Origin of the sequence: Nonomuraea sp. H19, assembly GCF_052068215.1 — a bacterium.
In the GTDB taxonomy this organism is placed as follows: domain Bacteria; phylum Actinomycetota; class Actinomycetes; order Streptosporangiales; family Streptosporangiaceae; genus Nonomuraea.
In genome coordinates this window covers 1-19,559 of sequence record NZ_JBQHCV010000067.1, presented here as the reverse complement: position 1 = coordinate 19,559, position 19,559 = coordinate 1, and the positions used below count along the sequence as shown (strand labels likewise).

Annotated in this window: 15 protein-coding genes and 7 pseudogenes; 17 read left to right on the top strand and 5 right to left on the bottom strand. The window is 66.4% G+C overall.

Annotation, left to right across the window (positions count from 1 at the left end; all coding sequences use genetic code 11):
* Nucleotides 1–75: 75 nt before the first annotated feature.
* Together ACTMTI_RS55530 and ACTMTI_RS55525 are read right to left on the bottom strand one after the other, a co-directional pair.
* Complete coding sequence (locus tag ACTMTI_RS55530) at nucleotides 76–258, bottom strand: hypothetical protein (protein WP_441129167.1); 183 nt, start codon at nucleotides 256–258, stop codon at nucleotides 76–78.
* Between the two features lie 110 nt (nucleotides 259–368).
* Nucleotides 369–626, bottom strand: a pseudogene (locus ACTMTI_RS55525) (tyrosine-type recombinase/integrase); the annotation flags it as partial.
* 627 nt (nucleotides 627–1,253) lie between these two features.
* Between ACTMTI_RS55525 and ACTMTI_RS55520 the strand changes: the two are divergent.
* The 4 genes from ACTMTI_RS55520 to ACTMTI_RS55505 all read left to right on the top strand — a co-directional run bounded on the left by ACTMTI_RS55520 (nucleotide 1,254) and on the right by ACTMTI_RS55505 (nucleotide 5,548).
* Nucleotides 1,254–1,985, top strand: a complete 732-nt coding sequence (locus ACTMTI_RS55520) for a class I SAM-dependent methyltransferase (RefSeq protein ID WP_441129166.1) — start codon at nucleotides 1,254–1,256, stop codon at nucleotides 1,983–1,985.
* The gene (locus tag ACTMTI_RS55515) at nucleotides 1,906–2,559 is read left to right on the top strand and encodes a MerR family transcriptional regulator (RefSeq protein WP_441129165.1); all 654 of its coding nucleotides are present in this window, start codon (nucleotides 1,906–1,908) and stop codon (nucleotides 2,557–2,559) included. Before ACTMTI_RS55520 ends, ACTMTI_RS55515 begins: the two co-directional genes overlap by 80 nt.
* Before the next feature lie 191 nt (nucleotides 2,560–2,750).
* The gene (locus tag ACTMTI_RS55510; protein ID WP_441129164.1) at nucleotides 2,751–3,914 is read left to right on the top strand and encodes an epoxide hydrolase family protein; all 1,164 of its coding nucleotides are present in this window, start codon (nucleotides 2,751–2,753) and stop codon (nucleotides 3,912–3,914) included.
* Nucleotides 3,915–4,441: 527 nt separating this feature from the next.
* Nucleotides 4,442–5,548 (top strand): ornithine cyclodeaminase family protein, encoded by a 1,107-nt coding sequence (locus tag ACTMTI_RS55505; protein WP_441129163.1) that lies wholly within the window; start codon nucleotides 4,442–4,444, stop codon nucleotides 5,546–5,548.
* A gap of 126 nt (nucleotides 5,549–5,674) precedes the next feature.
* Here ACTMTI_RS55505 and ACTMTI_RS55500 read toward each other — a convergent pair.
* Nucleotides 5,675–6,214: pseudogene (locus tag ACTMTI_RS55500) on the bottom strand (transposase); the annotation flags it as partial.
* A 347-nt stretch (nucleotides 6,215–6,561) separates the two neighbouring features.
* Here ACTMTI_RS55500 and ACTMTI_RS55495 point away from each other — a divergent pair.
* Complete coding sequence (locus ACTMTI_RS55495; RefSeq protein ID WP_441129162.1) at nucleotides 6,562–6,966, top strand: hypothetical protein; 405 nt, start codon at nucleotides 6,562–6,564, stop codon at nucleotides 6,964–6,966.
* A 310-nt stretch (nucleotides 6,967–7,276) separates the two neighbouring features.
* A pseudogene (locus tag ACTMTI_RS55490) lies at nucleotides 7,277–8,117 on the top strand (IS5 family transposase).
* On the opposite strand, the pseudogene ACTMTI_RS55485 reads toward ACTMTI_RS55490, so the two are convergent.
* Nucleotides 8,102–8,380, bottom strand: a pseudogene (locus ACTMTI_RS55485) (transposase family protein); the annotation flags it as partial. The pseudogenes ACTMTI_RS55490 and ACTMTI_RS55485 overlap by 16 nt on opposite strands.
* A gap of 107 nt (nucleotides 8,381–8,487) precedes the next feature.
* Between ACTMTI_RS55485 and ACTMTI_RS55480 the strand changes: the two are divergent.
* Nucleotides 8,488–10,131, top strand: coding sequence for an IS1182 family transposase (locus tag ACTMTI_RS55480; protein WP_441129161.1), 1,644 nt, complete (start codon nucleotides 8,488–8,490; stop codon nucleotides 10,129–10,131).
* Between the two features lie 22 nt (nucleotides 10,132–10,153).
* Here ACTMTI_RS55480 and ACTMTI_RS55475 read toward each other — a convergent pair.
* Nucleotides 10,154–10,735 (bottom strand): annotated as a pseudogene (locus tag ACTMTI_RS55475) (transposase family protein); the annotation flags it as partial.
* 216 nt (nucleotides 10,736–10,951) lie between these two features.
* Between ACTMTI_RS55475 and ACTMTI_RS55470 the strand changes: the two are divergent.
* The 10 genes and pseudogenes from ACTMTI_RS55470 to ACTMTI_RS55425 all read left to right on the top strand — a co-directional run.
* A pseudogene (locus tag ACTMTI_RS55470) lies at nucleotides 10,952–11,110 on the top strand (transposase); the annotation flags it as partial.
* A 388-nt stretch (nucleotides 11,111–11,498) separates the two neighbouring features.
* A pseudogene (locus tag ACTMTI_RS55465) lies at nucleotides 11,499–11,732 on the top strand (GntR family transcriptional regulator); the annotation flags it as partial.
* Between the two features lie 33 nt (nucleotides 11,733–11,765).
* On the top strand, nucleotides 11,766–12,227 hold the full coding sequence (locus ACTMTI_RS55460) for a GntR family transcriptional regulator (protein WP_441129168.1): 462 nt from the start codon (nucleotides 11,766–11,768) through the stop codon (nucleotides 12,225–12,227).
* Nucleotides 12,224–13,042 (top strand): VOC family protein, encoded by an 819-nt coding sequence (locus ACTMTI_RS55455; RefSeq protein WP_441129160.1) that lies wholly within the window; start codon nucleotides 12,224–12,226, stop codon nucleotides 13,040–13,042. Before ACTMTI_RS55460 ends, ACTMTI_RS55455 begins: the two co-directional genes overlap by 4 nt.
* Nucleotides 13,039–14,016 (top strand): zinc-binding dehydrogenase, encoded by a 978-nt coding sequence (locus ACTMTI_RS55450; RefSeq protein WP_441129159.1) that lies wholly within the window; start codon nucleotides 13,039–13,041, stop codon nucleotides 14,014–14,016. Before ACTMTI_RS55455 ends, ACTMTI_RS55450 begins: the two co-directional genes overlap by 4 nt.
* Nucleotides 14,017–14,072: 56 nt before the next feature.
* The gene (locus ACTMTI_RS55445; RefSeq protein ID WP_441129158.1) at nucleotides 14,073–15,623 is read left to right on the top strand and encodes a class I adenylate-forming enzyme family protein; all 1,551 of its coding nucleotides are present in this window, start codon (nucleotides 14,073–14,075) and stop codon (nucleotides 15,621–15,623) included.
* Nucleotides 15,620–16,057: a PaaI family thioesterase gene (locus ACTMTI_RS55440; protein WP_441129157.1), complete on the top strand. Its 438-nt coding sequence runs from the start codon at nucleotides 15,620–15,622 to the stop codon at nucleotides 16,055–16,057. The genes ACTMTI_RS55445 and ACTMTI_RS55440 overlap by 4 nt, the downstream gene beginning before the upstream one ends.
* A 51-nt stretch (nucleotides 16,058–16,108) precedes the next feature.
* A complete protein-coding gene (locus ACTMTI_RS55435) occupies nucleotides 16,109–17,467 on the top strand; it encodes an MFS transporter (RefSeq protein ID WP_441129156.1) in 1,359 nt (452 codons plus the stop codon).
* Nucleotides 17,464–18,519 carry a PLP-dependent cysteine synthase family protein gene (locus tag ACTMTI_RS55430; RefSeq protein WP_441129155.1) on the top strand — a complete coding sequence of 352 codons (1,056 nt, stop codon included), beginning with the start codon at nucleotides 17,464–17,466 and terminating at the stop codon, nucleotides 18,517–18,519. Before ACTMTI_RS55435 ends, ACTMTI_RS55430 begins: the two co-directional genes overlap by 4 nt.
* A complete protein-coding gene (locus tag ACTMTI_RS55425) occupies nucleotides 18,452–19,033 on the top strand; it encodes a helix-turn-helix domain-containing protein (RefSeq protein WP_441129154.1) in 582 nt (193 codons plus the stop codon). The genes ACTMTI_RS55430 and ACTMTI_RS55425 overlap by 68 nt, the downstream gene beginning before the upstream one ends.
* The last annotated feature ends 526 nt before the right edge of the window (nucleotides 19,034–19,559 follow it).

Below are 19,559 nucleotides of genomic sequence, written 5' to 3'. Positions count from 1 at the left end.
GGGGATCGGCGACACTCACCTGAACTTCTCCCAACCGCCCGATCGCTTTCCCGCATGGTGCCGTACGGTCCGACGCTAGCTGGCCGCGATGTCGTCGGGCGGATTGGTGTAGAGCCGCAGGTATCGGTCCTTGGCGTGGCCGAGGCGGCATTCGAGTTCGGCGCAGTTGTGGCCGGAGGTCTGCGACAGGGCGAAGGCGAAGGTGTGGCGGGCGTCATACGGGCGTAGGGTGCCGAGCTTGCGGTCAGGGTCGGGCATCTGAGCGTCGTGCAGTCGGCCGATCTCACCGACGATGGTGTTGATTGACCGGGGGACATGCGGCCGTCAGGACGGCGGGCTGCGCTGGAGGCGGCGACGAGGAACAGCGCGGCCGAGGCGGTGCTGGCAACGGCCGCATCGCCGGGCCGTTCCAGCTGCAGGTAGTCGGCCAGGGCCTGGCGGGCGTCGTGGCCGAGGAATACAGTGCGGCTGCTGCGGCCCTTGCCTCGAACGCCGGTCAGGCGGGCCTTCTTGGCCTGGCGCAGCCGGGCCGGGTCGGCGGGCTCCAGTTGGTCCAGGTCGAGGCCGACCAGCTCGGCGCGGCGCAGGCCGGTGCCGAACAACAGGTAGATGACGGCGCGGTCGCGGGCCGGGCGGGCGTGGGCGTGAACCCGAGGGCCGGTTCACGGTGGCGGCGGCCCTTGAGCTCATGGAAGTTCTCGATCCGGTCAACCACGTTTTTGACGGTGCGCACCAGGGCGGCGGCCACGTCCCCGAAGCGAACGTGTCGACAGCCACCGACAGCGTCACGGTCACCGAGGCACCATCAGGGCCTTGCCGCTCCACGGTGAGGCGTTCGGGGACGAACGCGGAACGGGCGCCGCGCTGAGCCATCACGTACTCCACCGCGTCCAGAACGCTGCGTTCGGCGTTGGTCGGCTCCAGGTCGATCGACTCCACCAGGGTGAACAGGGCTGATCGGTGCGAGCGGTAGTGCGCCTCCAGCAGCGGCAGGTAATTGTTGCCATGATGGGCCGAGACCGCCTCGTGCGCGGCCCTCGCCGAGCTGATCAACCAGTTCGCGCAGGAGGAAACCCAACCCCGAACGGCATCTGACGGCCTGGGAAGCGCACGAAACCCTGGGGCTCCTGGCCTGATGGGCATCACTGCTCATATGCGGCTTTGAATCTGCCAGGACTTGACCGCGATGCAGCGCCGCTCCCGCCTCGAAACTCAGTAGCCGTTCGGTCTTGGCTCCGCATACGTTCGGCCGTATGGCTGACGAATGCTTCGGGCATCCACGGCTCGCCGTGATCTACGATCCGCTCGACCCCGACCGCAGTGATCTTGATGCCTACCTCCAGATAGCGGAAGAGTTCAAAGCGCGCCGAGTACTGGACATCGGCTGCGGCACAGGGGTGTTCGCGCTTCTTCTGGCCGACCGCGGGATCGAGGTCGTCGGTGTCGATCCCGCTCTGGCATCCATCGACGTCGCTCACGCCAAACCGGGCAGTGAGCGAGTGCGCTGGATCTGCGGTGACGCGACAGACCTCCCGTCGCTACAGGTCGATCTGGCAACGATGACGGCGAACGTTGCCCAGGCCGTCGCTGATCCACAGGTATGGCAGAAGACGCTGCGGGGAGCCTACGAAGCACTGCGGCCTGGAGGGCATCTGGTCTTCGAGACCCGCGATCCGGCCCGACGCGCCTGGGAAGAGTGGACGCGCGAGCTCTCCTACCGCGTGACGGAGATCCCAGGTGTCGGCTCCGTCGAGAGCTGGGTCCAGCTGATCGAGGTGAGCCTGCCTCTGGTGAAATTCCGCTGGACCTACGTTTTCGCTGCCGACGGACAGGTGCTGACGTCGGACTCGACGTTGCGTTTCCGAGAGCGAGAAGAGGTCGAGAGGGATCTGGTCGCCCACGGGTATGTGGTGGAGGACGTTCGCGATGCGCCTGATCGGCCAGGAAGAGAGTTCGTCTTCCTGGCACGGCGTCCTGATCTTTAGTGATCCACACCACTCAACCTTCGATGACACACGCTCAAGGCTCGACGGCACAGGGACACACGCTCTAGTGGGAGAGCTGGCCCGCCGAACCAACGTGACGGTGCGGGCCTTGCGCTATTACGAGAAGGCCGGGCTGGTGGTGCCGCGACGGTTGCCCAACGGCTACCGCCACTACGATCCGGTGGCGGTCCGCCAGGTGGAGGAGATCAAGGAGCTCACCAACCTGGGACTGTCGATGGAGGAGACCAGGCCCTTCGTGGAGTGCCTTGCCAGCGGGCACGCCTCCGGTGACGAGTGCCCGGCGTCGCTGGCGGCCTACCGTTACGCGCTCGATCAAATGACGCAGCGGATCGAGCGGCTGGTACGGCGCCGCGACGCGCTGGCCGCCCAGTTGGAGGCCGCCGCCGGTCGGGCGATACCGAGCCCGGGCACCGCACCGGTGAACCCGGCCGTCCCGGTGCCACCTCAGGACGACGGCGCCGCCGCGCATCTGGCGGGGCTGCCGATGCCCGCGCTGGCGCTGCCCGTGGGCTCCTTCGGCGAGGACAGCGACCATGAGGAGCTTTCATCGTGAGATACGGCAGGCCGCGGTGACGCGCTCGCCGATCGGGAGAGCGCCAAGGGTAGAGGTGCCTCTCCAAGGATCATGGGGATATGCTTATGCGAGTTGCCCCACGCAAGGAGGTGAGCCCGATGAGCATGATGTGTGCTGCCCGGGCGCTCCTTGCCGCTGTGTCTGTGTGACCAAGGGCTTGGGAGCGTCGAATGCTCCTGATCGAAGGAATTATGACAGTCAACGCTTTTCACATTTCCGTATCCGATGACGTGCTCGGCGATCTGCGGGCCCGTCTGAATCGCACCCTTTTCACGACCGCATCCGACTCCGTCTTCTGGGCGGCCGGGGTCGATCCCGGCTATCTCCGCGAGCTCGTCACCTACTGGGCCGATGGCTTCCACTGGCGTAAGGCCGAGGCGGCGCTCAACGCCTTCCCGCACTACGTTGCCGAGGTTGCCGGTCGGCGGGTGCACTTCGTTCGCCTGCGCGGCAACCGTGCAGAAGGCGGCCCCGAGCCGTTGCCGCTGGTGCTGACCCATGGCTGGCCGAGCAGCTTCATGGAGATGCTGCGGGTCGCCCGGCTGCTGACCGACCCCGCTGACCCCGCCGACGCCTTCGACGTGGTCATACCGTCGCTGCCCGGCTTCCTGTTCTCCGAGCTGCCGAGAGGGCCGTTCACCCGTAGGGGCGTCGCCGAGATCTGGCATTCGCTCATGACCGAAACTCTCGGCTACCAGCGCTTTGGGGCGTTCGGCGGGGACATCGGGGGCGGGGTGACGCAGTGGCTCGGCGCGCTGTATCCCGGTGAGGTGGCCGGGATCCACGTCACATCCGCGGTGCTCACCACCGACTTCAGCAAGCAACCGGCGACCGCCGAGGAGCAGGCCTATCTCGACGCCATTGCCGCCTACGATGAGAAGGATCAGGGTTACAGCGAGATCATGTGGACCCGGCCGGACACGATCGCCGCGGCGCTGATGGACTCACCGGCGGGGCTCGTCGCCTGGATCATCGACAAGTACCGCGACTGGAGCGACTGCGGCGGCGACTTGGAGACCCGCTGGGACAAGGATACGATCCTGACCGTGGCCACGCTCTACTGGGCCACTGGCACGATCGGCTCGTCCTTCCGCCAGTACTACGACTACTCCCTCAATCAGCCTGTACCGCCTATCACTGTGCCGGCGGCGATTACGTTGAGCAACGAGCCCGCCTACGCGAACCTCCCCAGGAGCCTGACAGAACGCCTCTGCTCCGACCTGCGCCATTGGAGCACGCCTGGACGCGGCGGTCACTTCATGGCGCATGAAGAGCCTGAGCAGGTCGCCGACGAAATACGCACGTTCTTCGGCCCTCTAAAACGATCCCGCTGACAGTGGTCGGCCAGGTCGCCTGGTAGGCGTAGCCGATCTCATCGACGCGCATGTCGTCGCGGAGCAACCCGTGCTCGGCGAGCGGCTGGAGGCAGTCGCGCGCCATGCTTCGTGCTGGTCGTCACGGGCGGTGTCGGAGGAGTTGGTCAGTTTGCCGAGCAGGTGGGAGTCGTTCAGGGGGAACCCGCACAGCAGCGGGCAGCGGACACCAGATGGGCTGACGCCGCGCGGCGTCGCCTTGTGCAACGCGACGGCATCACCGTGGTTTCGTGCGCTGTGGCCAGCGGCGGAACGCCATTTCGGTCGTGTTCGGAGGGTATGACTGAACACGAAGCTCCGGGATGGGGCCGCAGTCGAATACACTAGATCCATGCTCACCGCACCTGGATGCACGTCGCTGACGCGGCGCCTGCCGGTGTTCGGTGACCACTCCTACCGCTGCGACCTGCACGGCTGACGATGCGGTCACGCCCACTCGAGGGCGGTCCGGCTTCCCCTGTTTTCCTCTTCTCCTGCGGGATTTCGTCATGCCTCTTTCTGTGGCCCATGAGGGCACGGCGTGGGCGCTGCGGCACATGCCGCTGCTCGCCGCGACCATCCGCCGTCACGGCCGTGCCTTCACCGGCCGCCGCATCGCGATGTGCCTGCACGTCGAGCCGAAGACCGCACCTGGGATAATGACCGGCATGACCAGAATCCTCACCCGCGGTGACCTGCTCACCCTGCTCGATCCGGACGCCTGTCTCGAGATTCTGCGCGACGGTTTCGTCCAGGACGGCAGCGCGGCGTTCGCGGGGCAGAGGATCCGGACGGATCTGCCGTTCCCCGGCACGGCCACCGCCCTGATCCCCGGCCTGCTGCCCGGGATCGACGCGTACACGGTGAAGGTCAACGCCAAGTTCCCGGCGGCCCGCCCGGCACTGCGCGGCATCATCTGCCTGCACAGCGGCCAGGACGGCGAAGTCCTCGCGCTGCTCGACAGCGCGACCATCACCGCCTGGCGCACGGGCCTGGCGGCCGCCCTCGGCACCGACGCCCTCGCCCCCCGGCAGAGCGCCGTCGTAGGCGTCATCGGCGCGGGCGCGCAGGCGGACCTGGTAGTGACAGGACTACGGCGCCTGCGCCCCGTGAGCGATCTGGTCATCCACGACGTGTCACCGGAGCGGGCCTCCGCCTTTCGTGCCCGTCATGGCGGGCGCCTCGCGGGCTGGGCGGCCGTGGTCGCCGCCGAGGCCGGCATCGTGGTCCTCGCCACCTGGTCCCGCACGCCGCTCCTTGATCTTCCCGACATCCGCCCTGGTCAGCACCTGACCACTCTGGGCGTTGACGAGCCGGGCAAGCAGGAACTCTCGCGCTCCGTTCTGCAGGCCGCCGCAGTGCTCGCGGTCGACGATCGCGCGCTCGCCTCCGCCATGGGCATGCTCGCCGCGACGGGCCTGCCCGCGGTGGCAGCCCATGCCACCCTCGGCGAGATCCTGCGCGGCGACCACCGGGGCCGCGCCGATCCCGCCCAGATCACGGTGTACGGCCCGGTGGGCCTGCCTTGGCAGGACCTCGCCCTTAGTTGGCTGGCCTACCGGGAGGCCGAACGACGTGACCTCGGCATCACGATCGACTTCCTCGGAACGCCCTAGTAGTGCTTTGTTAGGTCTGGTGATGGCTGTTGCGGCGTAACGGTTTCAGCCTTCGATGGCAGGTGGGACATGCGCCGGTCCAGGTCGCGAGTAGCAGTTGTAACTCGCGGATGACCTTGTAGAGGGTCAGGCCGGCGCAGCCACTTTTGGGTCGAGTCGCAGCATGGTGATGAACAGGTGCGCGGCGGTGACGAGGGTCACGTGGCGATGCCAGCCGGTCCAAGACCGGCCCTCGAAGTGGTCCAGTCCCAGGCCGGTCTTCAGCTCGCGGTAGTCGTGCTCGATCCGCCAGCGGATCTTGCCCAGACGGATCAGATCGGCTCGGTCGGTGTCGGCAGGCAGGCTGGACAGCCAGTACTTGACCGGCTCGCTCTCCTCGTCGGGCCACTGCGCGATCAGCCACCGCTCAGGCAGAGTGCCGTCGCTGTCGCGGGCGATGCGGTGTCCGGCCGGGCGCACGCGCAGGAAGACGAACTGCGAGCTCATCTCACCCTTGGAGCCTTCGCGCCAGGTGAGCGTGACCGCTGAGTCGCGGCCGGCGGCCCGGACGTGTTCAGCCAAGCTGACGGCGGTGTCCGGGTAGCGCAGGCCAGTGCGGGTTGGAGGCCGGCCTCGGCCGGACCAGACCCGCGGCACCGCAACCACGTCCGCAGCATGTGCGAGGGCGGCCTCCTCGCGCTGGTGCTGAGCGGCCTTCAGCGCACGGGTGGCGTTGATGAGCTCGGCGCGCAGCCGATCCGCCTCACCAGCCGCGTTGGCTTGGGCTCGGACGGCGGCCTCGCGGGCCTGCTCGGCCACGGCCGCCGCGGTGACCGCCTGCTCTCGCCGTTGTTGTTCGGCAGTCAACGTCACGCGGAGCCGGTCGGCCCTCTTGGGCGTGCGCTGCCGCGGCGCCGCGAGCTTTTTCGCACTCCTGTTCGACTTCGCGGATCCGACCTTCCTGCTCCTGCAGCCGTCGGCGGAGATCGGTGAGCTCGCGCTGCCGGTCGCTGGCCTGCTGTTCCAATTCGGTGATGCGCGCGGTGGCTGTGGCGGCGCAGCCGGTCCGAGGCGGCGAGGAATGCCCGCGCTGCGGGGCTGAGCTCGTCCTGGATACGGGGCGGGCGGGATTCGGCCCAGGTGCGGGCGGCGTCCCGGTCGCGCTCAGCCTGATGCTGCCGGTGAGCGGCATCAGCGGCGAGCTGCTCGGCTTGGGCGCGAGCGGTCTGGTGCTTGCCGACCTGTCGCCAGGCCTGCTGCTCACGCTCCTCGGCACGGTCGCGGGCGGTCTCGGCCTGGGCGCGGGCCTGCTCGGCGGCGCTGAGCGTCTGGAGAACACGATGATCGCGCTGCTCCGGTTGCTTCAGCGGGATGCTTCCAGTCAGACATGCGGGGACTGCGGGGTTCACGTCACTGATGTGGTGTACAGGGCGACGTGACCGTGGCCGACTTCCGCAGTCCGCCGCTCCACCAGGGGCCATTCGCGTCCTGTTGGACCGACGCCCTGACGCAGAAGGTGCGTGAGAGGGCGTTTGTCTAGGTTCGGTGGCGATATGTCCCCTTTGGGAGCTGAGGCTTTCATGGCACTTCGCCCCATAGGAGTGCATTCGCGTGCCGGGGCGCGACGATCATGGCGTCCGTTTTATTATCATATGCCGCTCGGATTCCGTCTGGTCTAAGGATGGGATGGAAACTCCCTATCAGCCGAGGAGCCACCGCCGATCGTATAACTCAGGTAAAAGTTCCGTCATGAGTGAGCGAAAGCCATACCCCAGCGATATATCCGACGCCCGCTGGGCCTTAATCGAGCCCACCCTGACCGCCTGGCGGCAGGCCCGCCTCGCTCGCCGCCCCACCGGCGAGCCCACCTCGGTCGAACTGCGGGAGGTCTTCAACGCCATCCTCTATGTCAACCGCACGGGAATCGCCTGGAAATACCTGCCCCACGACCTACCACCGCACGGCACCGTCTACGGCTACTACGCCGCCTGGCGCGATGAGGGAATCTTCGCACAAATCAATCACGACCTGACCGGCCTGGCCCGCGTAAAAGAAGGCCGCAAAGCCGAACCCACCGCGTGCGTGATCGACACCCAGAGCGTCAAAACCTCCACCAACGTACCTCTGACCAGCCAAAGTACCGATGCGGCGAAGAAGATCGTCGGCCGCAACGAGGCATTGTCACAGACGCCCTCGGTATCATCCTCGCCGTCATGGTCACCGCCGCCAGCCTGTCCGACAACGCCATCGGCGTACAACTGCTCAACCAGACCAAAACAACTATCCAACGATATCTAAAACCTGGGTCGATACCGGCTTCAAAAACGCCGCAATCGAACATGGCGCCAAGCTAGGTATCGACGTCGAAGTCGTCTCCAGAAACACCGAAGTCCGCGGATTTCAAATCGTCAAACGCCGATGGGTCGTCGAACGAAGCCTGGGCTGGCTCATGCTGTACCGCCGTTTAACCCGTGATTATGAAACCCTTGCAGCCAGTTCTCAAGCCATGATCCACATCGCGTCGATCAACAACCTCACCAAACGCATAATGACCCCTTTTCATCCTCAGACGGTCTATGCGACGCGGTAGTTTTGAAGGACGGCGATGGCCTTGCAGAGGTGGCCGGCCTTGGAAGGGCTGCAGCGTAGCTTGCGAAGGATCTTCCAGCTCTTCAGCTGGGCGTTCGCTCGTTCGCCGGGTCCGCGGAGCTTGGCGTGGGCGCGGTTGGCCTGCTTCTGGGACTCGGGCTTGTTCTTGCCCTTGACCCTGCTGGCTAACTCGCGGCGCGCGTGGTGTGGTTCGTGTTCTGCTGGGTCAGGTGGATCATGAAGGGTGGCCGTCGTTCCCTTATCCCGGCTGCGTTTGGGGTGTTTCGGTGTCTGTGCAGCCATGTCCGTGGCCGGAGCCGTCGCCGTTGGTGGCGGAGGCGATCCGAGCGATGTATCGGGGGCGGCGGGAGATGCCGTTACCGGTTCGGGTGCGGGATGAGCTGGGCGAGTTGTTCGCCGATGAGCAGTTCGTGACCGCGTTCGGGACGGAGGGGCGGCCGGGCTGGTCTCCGGGCCGCCTGGCGTTGATCACGGTGCTGCAGCGGGTGGAGAACCTGACCGATCGGCGGGCCGCTGAAGCGGTCCGGACGGATCTGTCGTGGAAGTACGCGCTGGGGCTGGAGTTGGACAATCCGGGGTTCGACGCGAGTGTGCTGAGTGAGTTCCGGTCCCGGGTGATCGCTCATGGGCTGGAGGAGCGGGTCCTTGACCTGCTGCTGGAGAAGTTGCAGGCCAGAGGATTGGTGAAAGCGGGTGGGAAACAGCGCACTGATGCCACGCATGTGATCTCTGCGGTGCGGGACCTGAACCGGGTGGAGCTGGCCGGCGAATGCGTGCGGGCCGCCTTGGAAGCCCTCGCCGCAGCCGCGCCCGGCTGGGTGGAACAGGTGCTGGAGGTGCCGGACTGGGCAGATCGGTATCGGGCACGAGTCGACTCCTGGCGGTTGCCGGCCTCCAAGACCGCGCAGGAGCAGCTCGCGCGGGCCTACGGCGCTGACGGGTATGCGCTCTGCGCGGCCCTCTATGCGCCGTTCTCCCCTGCCTGGCTGCGGGAATTGCCCGCGGTGCAGGCGTTGCGCGTGATGTTGATCCAGAACTTCGTCCGGACCGTTGATGCCCGCGGGCGGGAGGTGGTCGAACGGCGGCGGCCCCTGCGCGATGGCGGAGCGGGGCTGCCGCCCGGCAGACACCGGCTGGCCTCGCCCTACGATCCAGACACCCGCTGGTCGGCCAAAGCCGACGTGTTTTGGAACGGCTACAAGGTCCACATCAGCGAAACCTGTGGCACCAGCGGGAACGGTGAGGACGGCGACGCGGGCTCGCCGCCGAACCTGATCACGAACGTGGCGACGACCGACGCGACCATCGCGGACATGGCCATGACGGCCTCGATCCATCAAGGACTCCAGCGGCGGGACTTGCTTCCGGCCGAGCACTATGTCGATGCCGGATACGCCACGGCCGAGCTGATTGTCTCAGCCCGTGATCTTTACGGGCTGGCCTTGGTCGCACCGGTGCGGTTCGATTCCTCACCCCAGGCCCGCGCCGCTACCGGATACGGCCGGGCCGCGTTCACCATCGATTGGACCGCCAAGCAGGCCACCTGCCCCCAAGGACAGACCAGCATCTCCTGGACTCCGACCATCCAGCGCGGCCTGGACACCATCGTGGTCAGATTCTCCGCCAAGACCTGCACGCCCTGTCCCGCCAGGACCGCATGCACCCGCAGCACCAGCGGCCGGCGCCAGATCACTCTGCGCCACACCCAAGCCCAGCAACAAGCCCTCGACGCCGCCCGCACCCAGCAGAGCAGCCAAGACTGGCAGCACAAGTACAAGATCCGCGCCGGAGTAGAGGGCACTATCCGGCAAGCCGTCGCCATCACCGGCATCCGCCGAGCCCGCTATCGCGGACTCCGCAAGGTCCATCTCGAACACGTCATCTCAGCTACTGCTCTCAATCTCACCCGGCTCGATGCCTGGTGGAACGGCCACCCCCTCGACCGCACTCGTACCAGCCACCTCGCCCGCCTCGACCAGACTCTCGCGGTCTGAACCCGAGTTAGCCAGCAGGGTCGCCCTTGTACGGGGTGAGGACCGGGCCCTCGGCTCCCTGATACGCCTTGTCGGCCAGGGTGATGATTCCGGCCTGCTCCAGCGCCCGCAGGATGCCCCAGATGCGGGCGGGGCTCAGGTCGTGGGCTTTGCCGGGCAGCGCTCCGGAGGTCCACAGGATCGTCCCGTCCGGTGAGGCGATGACCTGCACGTTCATCCCATGCACGCGGTGCTTGCCGGAGAAGTACGGCCGGTCGGCCTTGACCCGGTCGGTGTGGATCAGCGTGCCGTCCAGGACCAGGTAGTGCAGCCCGTCCCGCTTCGCTTTGCGTAGCGCTTGGCCGAGCTTGGGTGAGCGGGCAGACAGCAGCGCGACCGTCTCCTCTACATACCGCCACGCGGTCGCCGTCGACACCCCGAACCCGGCTCCGAGCTCGGTGAACGTCTCGCCCTTGCGCAGGTAGACCAGCGCCAGCAACGCCTGCTGCCCCGCGTTGAGCAGCCGCCAGGCCGACCCGATCGCCTTGCGGTGCCGGCGGATCACTCCGGCGACGTAGTTCAGCGTTGCACGCGACAAATCGACGGCGGCGCGATAGAACAGCATCCGGAGCCCCTGGTTGCGACGGTGATGGTTGTGGTGATCAACCCGTCTACCAGGGGTTCCTTGCTTCGTCAGCCGAACGCCGAGCTCGCGCTCATGCTGTGATCAGCGGACCGCCGCCACGAGGATGAAAACACCTCAATGGACGAGACCACCCCAACCTGGCAAGGCACGTACTAGGTATAAGCCGCAATCCACTCAAATCAAACGCCCTCTGACGGCCGGACGGTGACGGTGCACGTGCTGATCCCCACCGGCGTGGGTGCCGATGGGCATGTTGAGTTCCTCGGCGTCGATGTGGTGTCGAAGAACGGCGCGGGATGGCCGGCACTTCTGCGTGGGCTGGTCGCACATGGGCTGTCGAGGGTGAAGATGGTGCCTCCGACTGGCATGCCAGGCTGGGACGGTTGTGGACGAGTGCTTTGGTGGCCTGCCGATCGACGAGCCCTGGGTTACGGGGCTCAGGTCGCCGACGCGCTGGCCGCCGCGCATGCGGCCGGGGTGCTTCACTGCGGCATCAACCCTGCTGATCTCATGCTGCTGGACATCGGCGTCGTCAAAGTCTGCCGCTTCGAAATCCCCCTTTCGCGCCGTGCGATGGTCGGCTCTTCTGTGGCAGCCGCAGGGGTTGGCACCTTGCTGTACAGGTCCCCCAAGCAACTCGGCGGCCACGACGTCGACCGTCGCGTCGACCATTGACAAAGGTGAAATGTCGGGCGCAGACTGGCATGCCAGTTCATCAATCTAGCGTGTTAGGTGATCAGGTATGGAAATCGTTGGCGAGGGCCGCAGAGGTACAGGCAGCTCGTTGAACTCGCCTCGGCTCGTCGAGCAGGCGTACCGACTGATCAAGAAGCGGATCGTTCGGGGAGAGCTCCCTCCGGGAGCGTCGTTCAGCGAGGCGGCGATGAGTCGCGACCTCGAGCTCGGCAAGACACCGATCCGGGAGGCCCTGGCCCGCTTGCAGGGTGAGGGGCTGGTGACCGCTGTTCCCAGGTCGGGCTACTGCGTCACCGAGATCACCATCCGTGACGTGACCGAGGTCTTCGCGGTACGGGCTCTGATAGAAAGCGAGGCAGCCCGACTCGCCGCAGCGAGACCAGATGCGGATGCTGCGAGCATCACGAAGCTCCGCCGGCTGGCGGATGTGCCCTTCAGCCACGGAGATGAGCCGGACGAACTGCTCGACGCCAACGTCGAGTTCCACGGCGAGATCGCACAGATGAGCGGCAACCGGCTCCTCGTGACGATGATCGACGACCTCGTACAGCGCTCCGACCGGCTGCTCTGGCTCGGTGTTCCCACCAGCCCCCGCGTCGGCGAGCTGATGGACCAGCACCAAGCGTTGGCTGCCAGCATCAGCAGCGGAGATGTCGAAGCTGCCGGCCGAGTGGCCGCTGAACACGTCCGGCTGTCCCGGGAGACGATCATCGAGGCGCTTCTGGCCAGCCCGGTGACGATCCCGCTCTCCGGCCGAGGTCGTGCGTCGTCGTGACGCCGCCGACCGGAGCCTGCGACCACGTCGCGGTCCGGCTGTCCGGAGACCCTTCGGCGACGCCGCCCATCGACCACGTGCTCGTCGCGGTGCCTGATCTTCAGCGTGCGACGACATGCCTGCGTGACCTCGGGTTCGTCGTTGCGGATGGCGGGTGCCATCCGACGCTCGGAACGCGCAACGCACTCGTCCAGTGGGCGGACGCCTACGTCGAGCTGATCACACCGCACGACCCAGCCGTGGCTGCAGCCAACCCACTCGGTGCAGACCTGCTGCGCTTCCTTGAGCAACGTGCGGGCGGCCTGCTCGGGTTCTGTCTTCGCCTGACCGAGGCCCATGTGACCAGACGCCTCGCCGACCTCACCGCCGGCTGGACGGTATGGCAGGACGTGACCCGCACGTCGCCGTCCGGGACCACCCTGATGTGGGACCTCGCGTTCCCCGGAACGCCGCGGCTCCGCGGACCGTCCCCATTCTTCATCCGCTGGCACCCACAATCGGTCCCGCACCGACCCGTCCGCCACCCCAATTCGACGCGTGGCATTGAAGCACTACACGTTCACCTGCCCGAGCGATCGGCGGTATACGAGTGGTACCGCGACGTGCTTATCTCCGTACTGGACGGTCACGCGACGGCGAAACCGTGCAAATCGACTCAATGCCGAGGACACCACGGCACTCATGACAACCCGGCGGGTCTCACCGCACTCACGCTGATAGGCGACACAGAAGATCGCTGGGCCCTACCGCCCGAAATCTTCGGAGACCTCGAGCTCGCCGTCCACTTCCAACCCCAACCGGAGGAAGACCAATGAAGGCAGCCCTCATCGTGGCCAGAGGCGGCCCCGACTGCCGGATCGTCGCAGAGCATCCCGCCCCAGTTGCCGGCCCGACCGACGCCCTGATCCGCGTCCGTGCCTGCGCCCTGAACCATCTGGACATCTTCGTGCGCCGCGGCGTGGCTGGGAAGCACGTCCAGCTCCCGCACATCTCCGGAGGCGACATCGCTGGCGAGGTGCTCAGTGTGGGATCGGAGGTGACACACCTGCGTTCGGGCGAGCGAGTCCTCGTCGATCCGTTGGTTGGACACGAGGCGATCGGGGAGGACCTGCCGGGCGGCCTCGCTGAGATCGCCGTCGTGCCCGCCGCGAACTGCATCACGCTCCCCGACGATGTCGACTACCAGACGGCTGCCGCGCTTCCTATCGCCTACGGCACCGCCAACCGCATGCTCGTCACCCGCGGGCGCGTTCAAGCGGGCGAGGTCGTCGCCGTGCTCGGAGCCTCCGGAGGTGTCGGCAACGCGGTCGTGCTCATCGCCAAGGCACTCGGCTGCAAAGTCATCGCCTGCGCGAGCACCGACGCCAAACTCGAATGGCTCGCCGAGATTGGCGCAGACGTCCTCGTCAACACCACCAGAGAGGACTTCAGCGCACGCATCTGGGCCGAGACCGGCCGCCACGGCGCGGACGTGGTTGTCGACTTCACCGGGGCCGACACCTGGGCGGGTTCCATCCGAGCCACCCGCCCCGGCGGACGCGTCCTCACCTGCGGCGCCACCAGCGGCTACGACGTCACGATGCACCAACCGTTCGTGTGGGTACGGGAAATCGACATCGTCGGCAGCAACGCCTGGCGGCGCAGCGACCTGGAGCACCTGCTCAACATGGTCCGCACTAAGAAGCTCAATCCTGTCATCGACAGCGTCCTGCCGCTCGACGAGGTTCAGGAGGCAGAGCGTCGGCTTGAGGAGCGGCTCGCCTTCGGCAAGGTGATGGTCACACCATGAATACGGAGTCCCGCACCATACGACGCGACGGGTCCACAGCATCGCAACACCACTCTGTGGAGAACAACCTCGGTTGGGCGCTCATCCGCGACGCGGTACGCGAGCATCCGCAACGCCCGGCCATCCGGCAGGCCGATCTTGTATTCACTTACCACGACTTCGACGAACGCACGGGCCGGACGATGGCGGCGCTGCGACGCGCGGGCGTCGCCTCAGGTGACCGGGTGGCGCTGCTGTTCCCGAACGACCACCGTTATCTTGAGAGCCTGTTCGCAATTATGCGACTCGGTGCCGTCGCCGTACCACTCAACAGCAGGTCGTCCCGTTCCGCGATGGCCCATGTGCTCACTGATGCGGCGCCCGCCGTGCTCGTCGCGCACGAGACGGTAGCAGCTGACGCAACAGCACTACTGACCGAGACCGGTGCAACCTCCGTCTTGCTGACCACGGCCGAACGCGACGACTGGATCCTGCGGCGCGGTGACCTTTCAGAGCGGTTCGACGCGGCGGAGCTCCCGATCGTCCCGATCGTCCCCGTCGAACTAGACGCGGTGTGCATGCAGCTGTACACATCGGGTTCCACCGGGCGTCCCAAAGGTTGTGAGCTGACCCATGGCGGCCAGCTGTGGAACACCCGGACCGTCCGCGATGCCTGGAAGATCACCCCCGATGACTGCGGCCTTGTGGCCGCGCCGCTTTACCACAAGAACGCGATGATCTGCGTGGTCAAGCCGTGCCTGCTCGCCGGAGCGACGATCGCGATCCCCTCTGATCCCTCACCCACCAGCATCCCCGCGGAGATAGAGCGGAACCGATGCACCTACACCACCGGCGTTCCGGCCACGTACGAGATGTTGCTCACCAGCCACGCCTACCAGGAACACGACGTCTCCTCACTCCGGTTCGTCGTGTGCGGATCGGCGCCACTCACGGAAGAGAGCGCGCGACGGATCACTGACGCATTGCGCGCGCCAGTCCTCGAGTGCTACGGGCTCACCGAAGGCGGCCCAATGGTGCTCATCAGCACCTTCGACGGCTGGCGGCGGGGGAGTCCGGGGCGGCCCGTTCCGGGATGTGAGGTCCGAGTCGTGGCGGACGACGGATCAGATTCGGCTGTCGGCTCGATCGGCGAGCTCTGGGTGCGCAGCCCAGGAGTTACCCGCGGCTACGTCGGCCTCCCCGAGATCACGCAGGCCAGGATCACCGCGGACGGGTGGCTCCGCACCGGCGACCTCGCGCGCCGCGACAATGCCGGCTACTACTATCTCGTGGGCCGCCGCGACGAGATGATGATCGTCGGAGGCGAGAACCTATACCCGCTCGAGGTCGAGCAACTCATCTCAGCTCTGCCGGGCGTCGCCCAAGTCGCCGTCGTCCCAGCCAGCGATTCGTTGAAGGGACAGGTTCCGGTGGCGTTCGTCGTCGCCGACCCTGACCTGTCCGAAGGTGACATTCTCCGCCACTGCCTAGACCGAGGCGCGCCGTACGCGCATCCCCGGCAGATCATCCGGATGGACGACGGATTGCCGGTGAATGGCACGGGGAAGATCGACAAGTTGGCGCTGAGGGCGCTCGCTGAGCGAACGTACCAACGGCGGCAGCCATGACCCGCGCCGACGCACGCGACCACGGATCCGAACCCACCCGCATCGCAGCCGTGGAGAGCGTGCTGCATTCCTCAGCATTCCACCGCTGGCTCGGGCTTGAGATCGTCCGCGCGGATGACGGAGAGGTGATATTGCATCTGTCGGTCAGACCCGAGCATGTCGTCAATGGGGCTCCCTCCTATGTCCACGGCGGCATCATCGCCGCGGCTGCCGACCTGGCGGGAGACCTGGCCTTCGTTACCCGAACCGGAACGGGTCGGCCGACAGTTGACATCCGCGTCGACTACCTCCGTCCCGCGAACCCTGACGTCGACCTGCGAGTTGCCGCCCGGATCGTGCGACAGGGGGGCAGATTCGGTGTCGCCGACATCCACGTCCATGACACCTTCCAGCGCGAGATCGCCCTCGCCCGCGCGCTCTATGCGATGTCCTGACACACAGGACCGCCCAAGTCCCCGAGTGGTTCCATCCCAAGGAGCTCAATCATGTCCTCTCCTCACGACAAGGACTCCGCCCATACCAGTAGAAGGCCCGTCGCCGCTGGCGCGGCGTCGATCCTCGGATTCTCCTTCGATCTGTTCGACCTGACGATTCTCCTGTTCGTCGCACCAACCGTCAGCCGTGTGCTGTTCCCCGCGGCGGCTCCGACACTTGCGCTGGCAGCGACGTTCGCCTCGTTCGCCGTCAGCCTGCTCGCGCGGCCCTTCGGCGGCATCGCCTGCGGTCGTTTCGCCGACCGCCTCGGCCGGCGGCGAACGATGCTCGTAAGCATCATGGGCGTCGGCGTGGCGACCGCGGCGATGGGCGCTTTGCCCACGTACGCGGCCGCTGGTGCGGTCGGACCGACGCTGTTCCTGATGCTTCGGCTGCTGCAGGGCTTGTTCGTCGGAGGCGTCGTCGCATCGACTCACACGCTCGGCACCGAGTCGGTCCCGCAACGGTGGCGTGGCCTGCTCTCGGGGTTGATCATCAGTGCAGGCGGAATCGGAACCATGATGGCAGCCGGGATGCTGTTCCTGACGTCGGCCCTGTTTCCCGGCGACGCGTTCGCCGCGTGGGGCTGGCGGGTCATGTTCTTCAGCGGTCTGCTCGCGTCGCTGATCAGTCTAGCCATCACCCTCCGTGCGGAGGAGTCGCCGATGTGGGCAGCACAGGACGCCAACCGCTCGCAAGTGCGCGCGAAGGCCCGGGATCTTCTCGGCCGCAAGCACCGCAGGGCAACACTGACCAGCCTCGGAATGGTCTTCGGGGCTGCGGGCGTCTGGTACCTCACCATCGGTTTCCTGCCCACATTCCTCGGGCAGATCAACCAGGTCTCCGGCGCGCAAACGGCAGTGGTGCTCGTCGTCGCGGGAGCTCTCATCGTGCCCACTTCGGCACTGGTCGGACATGCCAGTGAGCGCTTCGGCCGACGTCCCGTCCTCATCGCCATGGGTGTCACCGACCTCGTCGCCATCCCTGGCCTAGTCTACCTGATCTCAAAGATCCCAGCCTCCGACTTCGGTGAGCTCGTCGCCTACTGCGCGCTCCTCTGCCTCATCGCCAACGGCACAAGCGCGCCGCTGCAGGTCTTCCTTGCCGAACGGTTCCCGACTGCCATCCGGGCTACCGGCGCGGCACTGGTGTACAACGTCGGGTTCGCGCTCGGCGGGCTGATGACAACCGCCGTCCCACTGCTCAGCCCGACGGTGTCGGACATACCCGGCAGACTAGTTGTTGGTGTGGCCCTGTGCGCAGCCGTCTTCCTGGTCTTCGCACTGCGTGGTCCGGAGACTCGCGGGGCATTGGAGGCCGGTAACGTCCCGGCGTCCCTCCCCACCGACCTGGCTCGCAACGAGTCATGACAAGCGACTGGTCAAGGACGGCGATCGCCCGCCTTCGCGCGGACGAACTGGACACGGCTGAGACGCCGCTGCGCAAGTTCCCGCTGCCAAGGGACTGGCACGTCGACCTCTACCTCAAGGACGAATCACAACAGCCAACCGGCAGCGTCAAACACCGCCTGGCTCGGTCGCTGTTTCTGGATGCCATTGTCAGCGGCCAGATCCACGAGGGAACGACTGTCGTCGAAGCCTCCGCAGGGTCCACCGCGATCAGTGAAGCCTACTTCGCCCAAGAGTTGAATCTCCCGTTCGTCGCCGTCATACCGGCATCGACGACCTCGGCAAAGCGCGAACTTCTCGAACGATCCGGCGCAACCTGCCACCTCGCGGCCAGGCTCGACCACGTCATCGACGACGCACGTCAACTCGCCAAGACTGCGGACGCGCACTTCATGGACCAATTCGTCAACGCCGAACGGGTGCTGGACTGGCGCGGCCACAACATAGCGTCCTCCATCCTCCGGCAGTTGCGGACTGAACGTTACCCAGTCCCCCGCTGGATGGTCACCAGCGCCGGCACCGGCGGAACAGCCACGGTGATCGGTCGGTACCTGCGCTACCAGGGCCACCCGACCAGCCTCTGTGTCGCCGACCCGGAAGGCTCGGCGCTGCTGGACGTGTGGCGCCACCAGGAGCCGAGATCGGTGGGCACCGGGTCGCGCATCGAGGGCATCGGACCACCTTGGACACCACCATCCTTCATGCCCAGCGTCATCGACGACATGGTGGCGGTGCCCGACGATGCCAGCATCGCCGCGATGCACGTGACGTCCGCCCTGCTCCGTCAGCCCGTTGGGGCCTCGACCGGGACCAACGTCTGGGCCGCCGTGCGGCTGGCTCGGGAAATGCGGGACATCGGCCTGCGCGGCAGCGTCGTCACTTTGATCTGCGACGGCGGGGACCGTTACGGCGACACCTACTACTCCGACGACTGGACCAGGCGACATGGTATCCAGCCACAGAAACACCGTGACGAACTCGAAGCATTGCTCACCATCGCATCAGGCGAATGAGCCGTCGGGTCGTCGAATGTCCGTCATGACGCTCTGCACCGGCTGCGCAGGCTGCACCAACAACGAGGTCTCCGCCTGGCTGCGCCTGCTGCCCAACACCGTTAAGTTCTACTTCAAGCACGCGATACGCAAGCTCGACGTGACGAACCGGGTGCAGCCGGTCAACCGAGCGCCGACGCCGTCCTGCTGCGCTGACCACCCACCTTGTTGGGGGCGGCCCCCTGCGACCGGGGCATCATCCGGCCGGGTCATCACCGCTTCACGGCCGCGCTGCCCGCTGACACGAAGGGATCCGCACATGTTCTATGACCTCGGTGACCGCGACTTCCTTGACCGCGCGGAATCGGTATACCCAGACCGCGTGGCCGTGGTGGATGAACCCGCCCAGCCTGCCGAATCGTGGCGTTCGGCCACCTACCGCGAACTCGCCCGCAGGGCCCGCGCGCAGGCGGCGAACAGATCGACGGTCACACCTGGAACGCCGTGGACCCGGCCCGCGCAGCCGACTTCGTGAAGGCGGCAAGAACACCAACCGCCGTCTGACGACCCCCCGCGCCAAGATCCGCCGGGTGAGCACATCCATCAGCGCGGCGGGGGAGCTCAGACGACAGACCCGCAGGCGCGGGCCGGCAATCCTCACCGATCGGCGCCCTGATCCGGCTTCACGGTCCGCGACTCCGCGCTCGACGATCTCATCCGCATGCGGCGGGCAATCGGGTGGCCTGAAGCCACGGACCGCTATGCGCGATACATCCCCATACGCATTAAATAGGCTATATGCGAAGATCAGGACTTAAGTGACAAGCTCAGCTTCAAGATCGCAGAGATGGCCAAAGTCGAGTTAGATTCCCTGTTTCCCACCGGGCCCCGGGCAAGGATCACGGAGTGGCCGTCTCTTGTCATGTGGATCTCACCGCTACCCGCCCATGGCTAGATCACCCGCACACCATCTCCCCGGACGTTAACTCGGACACGGACACGTCGACATCAAATGCGTCGCATGCAATCTTTAATATCCGGTATATATTCAAGGCTGGTGG